General features: G+C 57.0%; 13 protein-coding genes. 7 read left to right on the forward strand and 6 right to left on the reverse strand.

Annotated features, from left to right (window positions below; translation table 11 throughout):
- The first annotated feature begins 85 nt into the window (after positions 1-85).
- From ACR0DG_RS06555 to ACR0DG_RS06570, 4 genes are all read left to right on the forward strand, one after another.
- Positions 86-1135: a patatin-like phospholipase family protein gene (locus ACR0DG_RS06555; RefSeq protein ID WP_480695502.1), complete on the forward strand. Its 1050-nt coding sequence runs from the start codon at positions 86-88 to the stop codon at positions 1133-1135.
- Between the two features lie 108 nt (positions 1136-1243).
- Positions 1244-2257, forward strand: coding sequence for a catalase (locus tag ACR0DG_RS06560; RefSeq protein WP_480695504.1), 1014 nt, complete (start codon positions 1244-1246; stop codon positions 2255-2257).
- Between the two features lie 4 nt (positions 2258-2261).
- Positions 2262-2978: a hypothetical protein gene (locus ACR0DG_RS06565; protein ID WP_480695506.1), complete on the forward strand. Its 717-nt coding sequence runs from the start codon at positions 2262-2264 to the stop codon at positions 2976-2978.
- Positions 2975-4372, forward strand: a complete 1398-nt coding sequence (locus ACR0DG_RS06570; RefSeq protein WP_480695508.1) for a Dyp-type peroxidase — start codon at positions 2975-2977, stop codon at positions 4370-4372. Before ACR0DG_RS06565 ends, ACR0DG_RS06570 begins: the two co-directional genes overlap by 4 nt.
- Here the strand turns inward: ACR0DG_RS06570 and ACR0DG_RS06575 are convergent.
- The 4 genes from ACR0DG_RS06575 to ACR0DG_RS06590 form a co-directional block, all read right to left on the reverse strand.
- Entirely contained in the window at positions 4369-7554 is a 3186-nt protein-coding gene (locus ACR0DG_RS06575) for an ATP-binding protein (RefSeq protein ID WP_480695510.1), read from the reverse strand. The genes ACR0DG_RS06570 and ACR0DG_RS06575 overlap by 4 nt on opposite strands.
- A 118-nt stretch (positions 7555-7672) precedes the next feature.
- Complete coding sequence (locus ACR0DG_RS06580; RefSeq protein WP_480695512.1) at positions 7673-8596, reverse strand: SMP-30/gluconolactonase/LRE family protein; 924 nt, start codon at positions 8594-8596, stop codon at positions 7673-7675.
- Positions 8597-8729: 133 nt separating this feature from the next.
- Entirely contained in the window at positions 8730-9047 is a 318-nt protein-coding gene (locus ACR0DG_RS06585; protein WP_170408475.1) for a DUF3775 domain-containing protein, read from the reverse strand.
- Positions 9048-9134: 87 nt separating this feature from the next.
- Positions 9135-9908 (reverse strand): DUF1365 domain-containing protein, encoded by a 774-nt coding sequence (locus ACR0DG_RS06590; RefSeq protein ID WP_480695514.1) that lies wholly within the window; start codon positions 9906-9908, stop codon positions 9135-9137.
- A gap of 245 nt (positions 9909-10153) precedes the next feature.
- Here ACR0DG_RS06590 and ACR0DG_RS06595 point away from each other — a divergent pair, with 245 nt between their 5' ends.
- From ACR0DG_RS06595 to ACR0DG_RS06605, 3 genes are read left to right on the forward strand one after another with little or no spacing between them, the layout of a single operon-like run.
- On the forward strand, positions 10154-10711 hold the full coding sequence (locus tag ACR0DG_RS06595) for a sigma-70 family RNA polymerase sigma factor (RefSeq protein ID WP_480695864.1): 558 nt from the start codon (positions 10154-10156) through the stop codon (positions 10709-10711).
- Between the two features lie 10 nt (positions 10712-10721).
- Positions 10722-11372 carry a ChrR family anti-sigma-E factor gene (locus tag ACR0DG_RS06600; RefSeq protein WP_480695866.1) on the forward strand — a complete coding sequence of 217 codons (651 nt, stop codon included), beginning with the start codon at positions 10722-10724 and terminating at the stop codon, positions 11370-11372.
- Between the two features lie 52 nt (positions 11373-11424).
- Positions 11425-11829 carry a hypothetical protein gene (locus ACR0DG_RS06605; protein WP_480695516.1) on the forward strand — a complete coding sequence of 135 codons (405 nt, stop codon included), beginning with the start codon at positions 11425-11427 and terminating at the stop codon, positions 11827-11829.
- Positions 11830-11832: 3 nt separating this feature from the next.
- Here the strand turns inward: ACR0DG_RS06605 and ACR0DG_RS06610 are convergent, their stop codons facing one another.
- A complete protein-coding gene (locus tag ACR0DG_RS06610; RefSeq protein WP_480695518.1) occupies positions 11833-13062 on the reverse strand; it encodes a DNA recombination protein RmuC in 1230 nt (409 codons plus the stop codon).
- Positions 13063-13114: 52 nt separating this feature from the next.
- Entirely contained in the window at positions 13115-14974 is a 1860-nt protein-coding gene (gene mutL, locus ACR0DG_RS06615; RefSeq protein ID WP_480695520.1) for a DNA mismatch repair endonuclease MutL, read from the reverse strand.
- Positions 14975-15055: the final 81 nt, after the last annotated feature.

Raw genomic sequence — 15055 nt, forward strand, 5'->3', positions numbered from 1 at the left:
GCGCTTCAGACTGAATTTTCCATGATGGGCCCGAAAAAGAATACCCGCGCACGAAAAGCGCAGGGCAGAAGATGAGGCCAGGCACGTGACGTTTAAATTGGTTTCCTGCGACGGCGGCGGGATCAGGGGATACCTGACTTGCCTGATCCTTGAGGGCCTGCACCAAGAAACCGGCTTTCTGGATATGGCAGACGGGTTCGCGGGCACGTCTACCGGCGGGCTGATTGCCGTCGCTTTGGCGGACGGTCGCACCCAGGGCAAGGATATGGGCGGTTTGATCGCTCAGCTTGCAAAGCACTATCGCGACGACGCCGCGACCATATTCCGCGAAAATGAACGCACCCTTTTGGACAAGGCTTTGGATGACCTATTGCGGCGGTTCAAACTGGGTGGTGGCCCCGGCATCCTTGCCTCGCAATACGTCGCGACCGGGCTTGAGGACATCGGGCATTCTTTGGTCTCTGACCGTACAGTCGGTTCGCTGGATCCCGATCTGGTACTGGCCGTGAACACGGCCTGCCTGCACCGCAGCGACAAAATTGGCTGGTCGCCCTTTACGATTACCAACCAGAACCTCACGCAAGACTCGTGGCTGGATATGAGCGCGGTGCATTTGCTCGACGTTGCGCTGGCCAGCTCGGCCGCACCTTCTTATTTCCCACCCCATCTGATCAAGGCGGGCGGCAAGGATTACGGCTATTTTGCCGACGGCGGCACCTTTGCCAACAACCCGGTCATGAACGGGATAAATGTAGCCATCGCAACCGGCCACGCGCAAGGTTTGGCAGATATTGACGCCTTGTCGATCGGCACCGGACAACAACCAACCGATATCTCAGAGCAGATGGTTCGCAATCCTGACGATTGGGGCCTGTTGAAATGGTTCGGCATCACCTCGGGCGCGCATAAAGGGGCGCTGATTGAACTGCTTTTGACAACATCTGCCGAAAATCAGCACTGGATGGCACGCCTTGTTCTGAAGGACCGGCTTGTGCGGATTAACCCGCCGCTGCCCAAAGTGGTGGGACTGGCCACGCACAAACCGGAATCCTACGTTTTGATGGAAAACGCGTTCCAGGCCTGCAAACAAAGCAAGTATTGGCAAAACGCCCTCAGCATGCTGAGCAACTGGTAAACTGAAACCCGGTCAACCTCGTCGTCACTGTTGTTTTTGGAAACGAAGTAAGTATGGTTAACGCATCGTTAGTTTCAAAATATCAGTACATTACACGAGGGCAGAAGCATGAGCGATCCCGGCATTGCCGAGAAGCTGGTCGAGGTTTTACGTCGACCTGATGGCGACGTGGACCTTCGTCCGGTTCATACGATCGGCATAAGTGCAACGGGATTTTTCGAGCCTTCTCCGATCGCCAAGACATTCTGTATTGCCGAGCACTTTAACACGCAAAAGACGGACGTGATCGTGCGGTTTTCAAACGGGTCAGGCAGCGCAGATGTGCATGATGGTTGGTCAGACGTGCGTGGCATGGCGGTGCGGTTCCACCTGCCCGACGGCTCGGACACCGATCTGATTGCGATGACTCTGCCGGAATTCTTCGCACCAACGCCCGAAACATTTTTGGAATTCGCCGAAGAGGCCAAGCCCAAAACTTATCATGGTGAAACGCCTTGGCAAAAGATCAGCAACTACTTGCACCTGATGCTGCCGAAACGTGACCCCTATCCCGATGAAACCATCAGCCCCGACGACGGTGCGATCGCGTTCGCCGACAAATACGCGTTTTCACAGCTGGGTGTGATGCAGGCCGCACAAATCGGCGCGCCAACCAGCTATGTGCGCGCTGCGTACCATGCGGTGCACACATTTATTGTGACAGGCCCGGACAATGTGCGCCGCTGGGTGCGGTTTTCCTGGCAGCCCATCGCGGGTGTCTTGAAGACCAATCCCAATGAGCCGCCGGACAACGATTACCTGCGTGGCGAACTAAAAAGGCGATTGTCAAAGGAACCTGCACGGTTTTCCTTGATGATGGCGATAGGCGAGGTTGGCGACGACTTTTCAAACTCATCCCGTCCCTGGCCACCCCATCGCAAACGGATCATGATGGGGACCCTGACGGTAGATGCCGTCCCCGAAAACCAGATTGCCGATTGCGAAAAACTCAGCTTCAACCCTGGGCTTCTGACCAAGGGGATCGAGGCCTCAGATGACCCGGTGCTGAAAATCCGTATCGAGTCGTACAAAATCTCAAGCGAATGGCGCGGCGGTTCCCCCTGCCCGTTCTCAAAGGGGTAAGCGCATGTCCTCGCAGAACGGATGGTTCAACACATACGTCAACAGCCTGCCTGATCGCGGCTGGTTCCAGTTCCTGTCGCGATACATCGTCGTGCCCTATTGGATCTGGCGTGACCCCAAACCCAAGCTACCGGGCGGGCCACGCCCATCGCCGCAACCCAGTGAGAACGTGCAGCGCATGATGAACCTGATCATGCCGCTCAAGGACCCCTCGCCCGACGGTCGAGCGCGCGCCACAATGGCAATTGCGCAAAACGTGGACGAGATCTTTGCCGGGCTCGACAACGTCGGCACCGTGCATTTCGCCCGGTTCCTTCTGATCGACAATAATATCTGTATGATCTCGGTCTATGACGGAGATTTCACCAATTACATCCGCGACTTCATCACCACAATCGGCAGTGTGTTCAACGATGTGATCTCACTGGTGGATGGCGCAGATCATCTGATTCCAACGGAACACAACGTCGAAGAGTTCATCGACTGGGTCCACGAGCACGACTTGTTTCAGGCGCCTGATTTCCCCACCGACATGTTCGGACTGCAGGACATCGCCAAAGGGCGGGAACCGAACAAGCCGCCCCATATGTTGGCGTCGCTGCCGCGTGACTTTGTGCTGCAACTACATGCCAACCGCAATATTTCGCTCGGGGGCGGCTATCGCGCCTATCCCGGAGTTTCAGCCGCGCAAGTGCGCCAAAAGTTTGGACAGGGCTGGTGACCAGAAAACTCGATCTCGCCGATATTCAGGGCAACATCCTGCGCGGCTACCGCCTTGACCTTGTGCGCCACCTTTTTCTGGAAGTCACGGACCGCGCAGCTGCACGTCAGTTTCTGGCCGCTACGGTTGAAGGCGGGCAGGACAACGTTCCGGCCATCACACGCGGGGTGCTGTGGGAGGTCAAGCCGCCCTTCTGCTTTAACATCGGCATTACGTATCAGGGACTGCGGGCGCTGGGAACTCCGGCGCAGCATCTCAATACTTTTCCCACAGAATTCAAGCAGGGCATGACAAGCCGCGCGATGAAACTGGGCGACTTCGGCGATAGCGCACCTGAGCACTGGCCCGCACCGTTTGATCAGCCAGACCGCATTCACCTGATGGCTTCGGTGCATTCCGACGTTGCAGAACACCTCGACCTCATCGAAAAGCAGGTGAGCGCGGCGTTCAATGTTTTGGGTGTGCGCAACGGTCGAAATTTGCCTGAAGGCAAGGTGTTCTTTGGCTATGTCGATGGCATCTCTCAACCCAGGTTCGAACAGGTATTCGACCCTGATCAAGCCGGGGTGGACGAACCGATTGACCCGCTGGGCACGGCTTTGCTGGGATACCCCACGCGGCAAGAGGGCGTTTTGTTCCGCGTCCCATCCCCGGATGCTTTGGGCGTTAATGGATCCTTCAATGCCTTTCGCATTCTCGCGCAGGACGCAGCCGCGTTCGAGGCTTATCTGGATCAGGCCGCTGACACACTGATGGATCACCCCAAGCGCGATCTGTTGGCCGACCCCGATCACTTGGACCGTATCGGCAAAGGTCTGGATCAGCGCGGCGCACTGCGCGAAGTCGTTGCCGCCCAGATGTGCGGGCGCTGGCGCAATGGTGTCCCTTACGAGCTTTCGCCAGACGCGCAGTGGCCGGAAACCGAGGTTTCACCAACCAATTTTGACTATACGCACGGTTCGCGTTGCCCTGCCGGGTCGCATTTGCGCCGCGGCAACCCGCGTGGTGGGCCTATCGTTCAGCGGATCGCCAATTACACCCGGCGACTGGTGCGCCGGGGTATGTCTTATGGCCCCGACTTTGACCCGCAAAACCCCGACAGCGCGGAACGTGGACTGCTGGGCAGCTTCATCGGTGCCAATATCGGCGCGCAATTCGAAGCAGTCATGTGTGACTGGATCAACCTTGGCCTGCAGGACCCCAACATAACCGGGGCAAATGACCCGCTATTGGGGGCGAACACAGCCGAGACCAGTTGGTTTGACATGACACTGCCCGACGGCGATACGATCCGCTTGTACGGCTTCCCGCGGCTGATTTTCACACGCGGGGGTGCATATACCTTTTTGCCCAGTCTGACCGCGATAAAATACCTGTCCGAGCTGACGGATTAGGCCAGTTCCGCCAAAGCGGCGTCGATACGTGCCAGCAACGGCGTTTTGCCGGCCGTCTCGACGACAACACGAGCCTTGGTCAGATAACTTATGGCTTGATCTTTCTTTTTCCGGGCCTTGCACAATAAGCCCATGATCATGTCGCAGCGTGCGATATAGTGACCGTTCTTGTCCAACTGAGGGTTGCTGCGAACCGCGTCGATCATCGACCGCAGCCGTTTCTCACCAAACAGAACAACCCACAGTATGGACCTGAAATTCCGCAAAAGAACCCGCAATGAGCCGCCGCCCTCACCCGTTAGGATCGCCAAATAAAGCTCGCACATGTAAAGGCGCGCCCAATCCGTCGCGATCTGGGTACCTTCGGTTTCGCGTTTTGCCAGCGCGGTTTCTATCTGTGACAGACCTTCTGCGATTTGGCCGTTCATCGCATACGCGACCCCCAGCATCGTTTCGGGACCGACCGTAAACAAAGACCACCCCTTTTCCTGGCAGTCTTCAATGTGGCGTTTGGCCGTTTCGATCGCTTCGGGCTTTTGCAGGGGCAACAACGCCCCTACGGTTGCAGCCGCAGCAATGGCGCGTTCGAATTCGACCTTCGAGGTTTTGCGCGCTTCTTCTGCCATTGCCAACGCCAGCTCGTAATCGTCGGTGACCATTGCGATCAGCGCTTTCATCGCCTTGCCATAACCCAGTGATCGCGGGTCATTACGCGTCTCGCCCACTGCGATCATTCGATCCGATGTCGCATGCGCGCGCGCAACACGACCGCGGCACAGTTCATTCCAGCCGACAGTCGCCAGATAGAAGTTCTGGATATAGGCGTCTTCGATCTGTTCAAGGACAGCTTCGACCTGACCCTTTCTGGCCTCGAACTTGTCGTTGTCGATTGGCGAATGATAGATGGAGACCGAAAGCTCGTTCACCATCGCATAGGCCTTGGAGGCCGGATCGCGCAGGCGATTGGCCATTTCGGTCAGTTCTTTCTGAACCCAATGCGCCTCGTGGTATTTTCCATTGCACACAAGGCAAGACACATAGTGATGCAGGAACAAGGCGTGGTTTTTGTCGTCTCCAACCTGTTCCAGGATCGGACGAACGGTTCCTGCCAGATCGATAAGTGTTTTCACCCTGAGCGAGATGTTAGAACACAATGCGAAATTCGCCAGAAACGCCGCAAATTGTTCTTTCGAGGCACAATCTGGGTTGTTCAGATACAAGTCCAACGCCGACTCGTAATACCGGTTGGCCTCATCCAGTGAATAGACGCCCAAACTCTTGTCACCGGCCATCGCGCTAAAGCGAAACGCCTGATCCACCCGATCCGACAATCCGTAGTGATAGGCCAGCATCTCGGCCGCCTCTTGCAAACGGTTTGCGTTGCGATGCACCAAAGCTTCGGCAATTGCAAAATGCAGCTCTGCTCGCCGGGACGCCACGAGGTTGTGGTAAACTGAATCCCGTAAAAGAACGTGGCGAAAGATGTAATCGGACGAGTTCGCCTCGCGGTACAAAACATCCTGCGCCTGCAGACGCTGCAAAACCGCGCCTGTGTCTTCGGCCTGCTCTGCAAGTTGGGACAACAGACCCGGATCAAAGCGGCGCCCGATCGCAGCCGCCGCCTGTAGCAATTCCCGGTCTTCGGGTTCCAGCCGTTCAATCCGCGCCGCAAGAAGGCTGCGCATCGTCACAGGAAGACCGGTATCGTCCATTTCCGCGTCGAAATGCGCCTTGCCTGCGTCCACGCGCAGCGTTCCTTGATCCTGAAGAAAACTCAGGATTTCTTCACCGAATAACGGGTTTCCACCTGCCCGGGTTGTCAACTGTTCGGCCAGCCCGTCTTCCAGATCATCCACACCCAGACGCGCACGGGCCAAATCGGCGAAATCATCAACCTCAAGCGGGCTGAGCGCCAGCGTCGTGACACCAGCCTCGCCCAGCCAGCCGGGCGTGTATTCCGGCCTACGCGTCTGAATGACCATGAGATTGGCGAATTCCGGTTCTTCGATCACAAGGCCCAACAGATCTTCGGAGGCGCTGTCAATCCAGTGGCTGTCTTCGATCAACAGGATCACGCGGTCCCGGCTGCATTTCGATCTGAGCAGCGCCAGCATAAGCTCGCGGCTGCGCAACCCGATCAAAACGCCGTCCAAACCGTCCAACGCATCCGCTGGCGGGCGCAGCCCCAGAAGGTTCATCGCCAGACCAAGGTTTTCTTGCGTATAGAGTTTGGATTTCTCTAGCCCGACCTCCAGTTTCTTTTGAATCCGCTGAGGCTGATCGGCATCGACGATCTGGAAGGACTTTCGCAAAATCTCAAGGAAGGGCAGAAACGGCACCTGTTGGCCGTCTGCAAAACAGTGACCGGTCAATACTGAAACATCTTCGGACTGAACCCGCTGCAGGAACTCAAAAACCAGACGTGTTTTTCCAAGGCCGGGTTCCGCGACAAGATCTATGACCGCACGGGCGCGCTCGGATCGTGCCAAAGCGGTGGACATGGCATCCAATTCACCGGCCCGACCGACATAGTCACTTAGGCCACGCGCAACAGAGGCATCAAACCGCGTGGCTTCGTCTTTGACCGATTGCAATTGCCACAGCTTTTGGGGTGCGTCCAAACCCTTGATCGGGTGTTCGCCAAAGAAACCCAGCTCTGTCACCCACTCGACAAGACCGCGGGTCGTGTCACAGATCAGACTGCCACCGGGTGGCGCAAGGTTTTCAAGCCGCGCCGCCAAGTTCACGGTGCTGCCCACAGCCGTCGTCGGGCCGCCTTTGCCCTGCACGGTGGCCATCAGAACGGTACCAGAACTGACCCCAACCCGCATTTTGGGGCGGACACCGAACCGGCTTTCAAAATCATCCTCTGCCTCAGCAAAAGCTTGATGGACAGTCAGAGCGGCACGGCATGCCCGCAGTGCCGGGTCTTCCAATGCATCCGGAATTCCGAACAGGGCCATGATGCTATCGCCGCCGAAATCACGGACAGTGCCGCCATGTTCTTCGACTGAACGCACCAGCATGTCATAGACGGTGCGCACAAATTCCAGAGACTTTTCTTCTTCCAGCCCGGCGATGATCGCGGTGTAGCCAACCATATCGGCGAACAATACGGAAACCGGACGACGCTGCGCCGATTCTGCCAATTCCTTGGCAGGCTTATCCTTGTCCTTCACCATATCGGTGTTTTGTCTACAACACCGCGACCGACCCCGCCAGTACGCGACACAACCCAATCGACAAGACATCCCGACCGGGAAGCGAAAATGTCACGCGATTGCATCCAAAAGCTGTATCTTAGGCCGTAAATGCAAGTTTCAGGCCGGGGCGGGGCCATCTGGTTTTATAGATTTTACCGGTGCTCGACGCAGTTATCCACAGATCCTGCATGTCTTTGCCGCCGAAACATAAATTTGTTGTGAAGAGGTCCGGCACCGGCACATGTTCCGTTGTCCCATCGAGGCTGAAAACAGTGATCCCACCGTTGTAGATTGTTCCAACGCAAACGCGACCGTCCTGTTCCACCTTGAGGCTATCCAGCCATTGGTATCCCGGCAAGGTTTGCACCACGGTTCCAGTCATCCCCGGAATCGGTCCGGGCTTGACCTCTCCGGGTCCGGTGATCTCCATCGCCCATAAACGACCAAAAACAGTGTCCGAAACGTAGATTGTTTTTCCGTCCGGAGACAGCCCAACGCCATTGGGCATGGGGATCGTCGCAGCCTTGATCAGCGTTTTTCCGTCGATCGAGGCATAGTACAGCCCCCCATATCGGGTCGAGGTTTCATCCTGAATTCCGGTGTCTGTGAACCAGAACCCTCCGTCCGCATCGAAGACGATATCATCAGGTGCAATCAGCCTTTCGCCCTTGTACGAGTCAAACAAGGGCTCAACCTTGCCGGTGCTTAGATCGACACGATGAACCGATCCACCCCGATAATCCGGGCGCAAAGGCGACGGCACAGTGATTTTGTCCGGGCCATAGGGGACAAAGCTGTAAACGGCACCGTTGTTACACACATACGCCGCGCCATCCGGACCGATAGCAACGCCATTCGGTCCACCGGGTATATGGGCAACGACAGTGACGTTCCCGTCAGGCGTCACTCGGGACAGGTTTTCGTCCTTGATATCCACGAACAGGACAGACCCATCGTCCATCGCGACCGGTCCTTCTGGAAAGCCCAAGCCGCTACAAACCTCTTGTAAATCCAACGTCATATCCCATCCCTTTTTTGCGCAATACGTTTGTTCTGGCCAAGCCTCAGACAAACAAAGCCAGCCCACGCCTAACAAGGCATTTCAGGATGTTCGTGTCAAAATTTTTGTCGGAGTTTTGCGGTTGCCCACAAGATCACATCAGATCGTTCTCGACATCCTCAGCTGAAATACCCAAGGCGTCCAAACCGTTTTCAAGGTGATCTGACAGGTGCGGTGTGCCAATCAGGTAATCCGCACAGGGGGTCGATGCTTCGGATTTGGCAGTTGCAATAGCTTCGGCCAGATCTTCTGCGAAAAAGCTTTCGCGGCCAATCCACATGACGGCGACCAGCTCGGCCTGTTCGTCCTCACCCATACGATCAATAAACGCACGCAACTCGCCCTCGGCCCGATCCAGTTCACGGCCCATCATGGCGACCTGAGCGATTTTTCTTGCCGAGATTTCCAGCATGTTCCGACTCCTCGTGTTCGCGGTTTCAAGACAACATCAACCACCGAGACCGGGTTGAGTCTTTGATCTTGAGCAAAAAACGAGGGTTTAGGGTTTGCGGATACCCGAAACAGGGTGATCCGGCACCGGTGCGCTGCGAAACGGGCGAAATCGGGCTTTCTTCAGCTTTAGCTTCAAGGCCTGCCAGACAATCAGCGTAAAGGCACGGCGTGCACCGAATGGCCGGCGCACCAATGACCAAGCCAAAGCCCGGTCCGTCAGTGGCGCACGCGGTCCCGTCAGCGTGGCGATCAGGCCCCCCGCCTCGCGCCCATAGTCGATCCAGACGCCAACCCGATCGGGACGCAAATCAAACCGAAAGGTGTAAGACCCTTCGATCTTCTGAAACGGAGACACATGCATCAACTTGTCGGCCACAATCCTGTCTGACGGTTGGATAGGCGCAAAGTTCGCGTTGTGACACAGGTAACTGTGGCGTGTGCCATAGGTGTTCGTCACCTCAGCCACGACTGCATACAAATTATCTTCGGCATCGAAGCAGAACCAAAAACTGACCGGGTTGAAGACATGGCCCAGTACACGCGGTTGGGTCAGCAAAGCGATGCGTTTGGGCTGTGTCACGCCCAGCAGCTCAAACTGCTCACGCAGCCATTCTGCACCACGCCCTTTGCCAGGCTCCCCACCGTGATCCCGCTCGCGCCAATTGGTAATGTTCGGTTTGTTGAGTGAGAATAAAAACGGTGTCGCTACGTCGGCTTCGGGATCCAGCAGGATATAGTCGACCGAATAGCGAAACGCGTTTTCTATCGCACCTTTACGTCCGTGGTAGGTATGCCCCGCGATGTGATCAATCCGGTTCATCCTGCCTTTCCCATTTTGCCCGCCAACCGATCAAACTGCATTCTTTTCCTCAGTCTTTACATATGCGTACTACGAAATCGTAGTCAGTGTGGATTAAAATAATTGTGCAGAGTGATCCGGCTTGGGTCTGCCCGCGTAATAAGGTTATGTTTACCGAGATCGATACCGCGAGCTTGGATGAACCGGTGGCCGACGGGCCCATAGTGACACCCTTGCGCGCAAAGCAACGCATCAAGGGTAAACCGGTGAACCAGGCAAACGGCAGTTGCGACACAAGAACCGATTGGGTGAGTCACATCACCCGTATCCGCGATGGGCAGGATCAGGCGGCTTTTGCCGAGCTGTTCCAGCACTTTGCCCCTCGGGTCAAGGCGTTCCTGATGAAATCAGGATCGGACGCCACTTTGGCCGAAGAGTGCGCGCAGGAGGTTATGGCCACCTTGTGGCACAAGTCGCATCTGTTCGACCCGACCCGCGCAACCGTGGCCACCTGGGTGTTCACGATTGCAAGAAACAAGCGCATCGACGTCCTGCGCAAGCAACGCCGACCCGAGCCAGAAGATCTTGGCTGGGGACCCGAGGCAGAGCCGGATCAGGACGACGTGATCGCGCTGCAACAGGAAACCGCGCAATTGCGTGACGCTTTGACCGCGTTGCCAGTGGCGCAAAGAGAACTGATCGAGAAGGCGTATTTCGGCGACCTGAGTCACCGAGAGATCGCATCGCAGACCGGGCTGCCCCTGGGAACGATCAAATCTAGAATTAGGTTGGCGCTGGACCGCTTGCGCCATGCCATGAACTGAGATGACGATGATGAGTAACAAGATCAAACATCACCTGACAGACGACCTGCTGATGGCCTACGCTGCAGGGTCTTTGCCCGAGGCGTTCGACCTGATGGTCGCGACGCATCTATCCTTGTGCGACCACTGCCGTGCGCGTGCCGAAGGGTTCGACGCCGTAGGCGGCTGTGTCCTGCAAGAGCAGGATGACACTATCGGCATGAGCAACGGGTCCCTTGCCGCAACTATGGCTATGATCGCCCAAGGCGCGCCAATTGCGAAACCGTCGCGTCCCGGCTGTTCGGTTCTACCAACACCGCTGCAGGACTACGTTGGCGGTGACGTGAACGACATCCAGTGGCGCTCGATCGGTATGGGCGTCAAACAGGCGATATTGCCGACGACGCGCGAAGCGACAGCCCGCCTTCTGTTCATCCCGGCCGGAGCTGCCGTGCCGGACCATTCGCACAAGGGTATTGAGCTGACGATGGTGCTGCAGGGTGCGTTCTCGGACGAGGTTGATCACTTTGCCCGTGGTGATGTTGAGATTGCGGACGAAGACCTGCATCACACCCCCACGGCAGACATGTCCGAGGATTGCATTTGCCTGGCGGTCACGGATGCGCCGCTGAAATTCAGCAAACTGATGCCGCGCATTTTTCAGCCCTTTCTTCGAATCTGACGCGTATCGCCCGGTTGTGCTAAACTGAACCCGCACTGTGGAGGGCCTTGCTATGCTGAGAGTTTTGTTCGTTCTTGCGACAACCATCGGGTTGGCCACAGTCGCTTCTGCTCAGCGTGTGGCCGATGTCAAATTCGACCAAGGCAACTATGGCACGATGGTCAGCGGAACAGTCACTGGGTATGAGTATTTCGACTATAAGCTGGGCGCCTCAGCCGGGCAGGAAATGTTCGCAGAGCTTGTTGTCAGTGACACGAACGGCAACGGTGTGGTCTATTTCAACATCCTGCCACCGGGCAGTGATGGTGAGGCGATCTATATTGGGTCCATTGACGGCAATACAGCCCGCATAAACCTGCCCGAAGACGGGGAATACACGATCCGCGTCTACCTGATGGGCAATGACCGCGATACAGGAAAGACCGTTGGCTATAACCTCGATCTGTCTATCCAGTAACGCCTAACCTTCGGACTTACCCAAAGGCACGACGTTTGTGTGGTCTTCGGGGGCCAATTCTTCGAAGTCGAAATTATCCAACCGTTGTGCCCTGCGTCCGGCCTTTTCGGCGCTGATCTTGATTTCTGAGATATCTTTGGCAGCCTGCCCAAAATGCCGATCCAGGTTCGAGACGCGATCCCCCAAACGCTCCACGTCTTTATGCAGCAGCCCAAGCTCTTTTCTGATCGCCCCGGCCTGCTCGCGCATTCGCGCATCTTTCAGGATCGCGCGCATCGTGTTCAGTGTTGCCATGCAGGTGGTCGGTGAAACGATCCAGACCCGCTTGCTAAAGCTTTCCTGCACCAGCTCGGGGAATTTGGCATGCAGCTCGGCATAGACTGCCTCGGATGGGAGAAACATCAACGCGCCATCGGCGGTTTCGCCATCCAGTATGTATTTCTCGGCAATGTCGGTGATGTGCTTGCGAACGGTGCTGCGGAACATCTGCACCGCCGCCTTCAACTCCACATCGTTGGTCGACCCGATCAGCGCCTCGTAGGCTTCCAATGGGAATTTGCTGTCAATCACGATTGGGCCCGGTGGGTTGGGTAGGTTAATCAGACAATCCGCGCGTCGCCCATTCGACAGCGTAGCCTGCAATTGGAAACTGTCCGATGGTAACGCCTTGGACACGATATCATTCAACTGGATCTCACCGAACGCGCCGCGTGTTTGCTTGTTCGACAGAATATCCTGCAAGGACAACACATCACCGGACAATTTGGTAATATTGTCCTGTGCCTTGTCGATAGCCGCCAAACGTTCCTGTAATTGGGTCAGTGAGGTGGCCGTCTGCTTGGAAGAGCCGTGCAGTGACTCTTTCATCCTTTCCTGCATCTCAGCCAGGGCACGTGCCGATTTCATCGCATTGTCCGCCAGCCGGTCGTTCATTTGCTGCTGTACCGAGGACAAGCGGGATTCGACCGTCTGGATCACCTGCACCTGCGCGTTGGCCTGCGTGTCAGATACATGCTGCAACCCGCCGCGCAGCTGCTCTTGCCCCTGCCCCAACTGCTGCACATGTTGCCCCAGATGCGCCATTTGACGGGAAAGGGGCTCTGCCAATTGGGCGGATCGGTTGGCCGCACGCAGCGACAAAAACAACAAGACCAGAATGAGCGCGACCACTCCGCCCACGGTCAGGACCACCGGGTCGTTCAGCGCGTATTGAGTACCTGCAATCTCGATCATGTCGCCTCGGATGTTCTTGTTTTATTCTTATTAGCCCGCGCGCAAGGCGGGATCAACTGCGTCCAAACAAACGCTCAATATCGGCCAGTTTCAGTTCCACATATGTTGGCCGTCCATGGTTGCACTGACCGGAATGGGGCGTCGCCTCCATCTCGCGCAGCAGCGCGTTCATTTCCTCGGCACGCATCTGGCGCCCCGAACGGACCGAGCCATGACACGCAACCCGGCTCAGGATCGCCTCAATCCGGGCTTGTAACGTCTGGCTTTCCCCTTGGTCCGCCAATTCATCAAGGATATCCAGGATCATCGCGCGCGCGTCGACCTCGCCCAGAATTGCGGGTGTTTCGCGCACTGCGATTGCCCCGCCACCAAACGGCTCCAGCGTCAGGCCAAGGCGGGAAAGGTCGTCAGAAACGGCCATCAAACGCGCGCAGTCGCTCTCGGACAATTCCACAATTTCCGGGATCAGTAGCGCCTGCGCTGCGACACCATTCTCGGCCATCTGGGTCTTCAGCTTTTCGTAGACCAGCCGCTCATGCGCAGCATGTTGGTCAACGATGACCATGCCGTCAGCCGTCTGGGCTATTATGTAGTTTTCGTGCACCTGCCCGCGCGCGGCACCCAGAGGAAGCTCTTGCACAGGTGGTTCTTCTGCTGCAGGGGTCGCTGTGGGGCCCGGTTCGACAATCCTACCGCTGTAATCCTGCGACAATTCGGAAAAACCGGGCGATTGCGCCTGAAAGGCGATCTGCCGCGCAGCGCGCGATGGCCGGTCCATCTGATACACCCGTGCTGGTTCCGGTTGCGCCAGCTCTGGCCGCATCGCACCAAGCGTCGCATTCGCCACGGTGGATGACGCCCGGTGACCAGCCTCGGCCAGTGCATGGCGCAAAGCCGAGACAATCAGACCGCGCGCCACGCCGGGATCGCGGAACCGAACCTCGGATTTTGCAGGGTGTACATTCACATCAACCAGGGTCGGGTCACAATCGATGAACAATGCAGCAGCGGGATGCCGATCGCGGCTGAGGAAATCGAAATAGGCTGCCCGCAGGGCGCCAGTCAGTATCTTGTCCCGCACAGGACGGCCATTGACGAAAAGGTATTGCGCCACGGCGGCACCACGGGAATAGGTCGGCAGGGCCGCGTAACCGTACAGTCGAATGCCTTCGCGTGTGGCGTCGATCCTCAGGGCATTCTCGGCGAAGTCGCGTCCGATGACACGGGCCAGTCGTGCGTGCAGTGCATCAAAGAGATCGCCATTTTCACGATAGGCGCGAAAGGTCACCCGACCCTCACCACCACCGGACACATCGCGCAGCGTAAAGGTGATTGCCGGCTCTGCCATCGCAAGGCGTTTGACTGTATCCGTGATTGCCTGCGCCTCGGCCCGGTCTGTGCGCATGAATTTCAATCGTGCAGGCGTTGCGAAGAACAGATCGCGCAATTCGACCACAGTACCCCCGCGCAGGGCGGCAGGTTTAACTGCCTCCATTTTGCCCCCCGCCACATGGATCTGCGCCGCGTCTTCCGTCGGCACTCGGCTGGTGATGGTCAGCCGACCGACGGCCGCCAACGAGGGCAGTGCCTCGCCACGAAAGCCGAACGTGTGGATGTTCAACAAGTCCGAGCCGTCAATCTTTGACGTGGCATGGCGCGACAAGGCCAGCGGCAAATCATCGGTAGAAATACCGCATCCGTCATCTGTGACACGAATCAGTGTCTTACCCCCATCCGCAATATCTATGGCAATTCGCGTTGATCCCGCATCAATCGAGTTTTCGACCAGCTCTTTGACGGCAGAGGCCGGGCGTTCCACCACTTCCCCCGCTGCGATACGGTTGATCGCGGCGTCATCCAGCTGTCGGATAACCGGTCGATTTTCGCGGATATTGGGGTCTACATGCGCCATACCCCTAGACCTAGCACAGGTGCGCACGATTCTACCACCTTCATAGATACTGGATTTAAAGAGAGAGGGGGCGTTCGGACA

Source organism: Ruegeria sp. BG8, assembly GCF_056538325.1.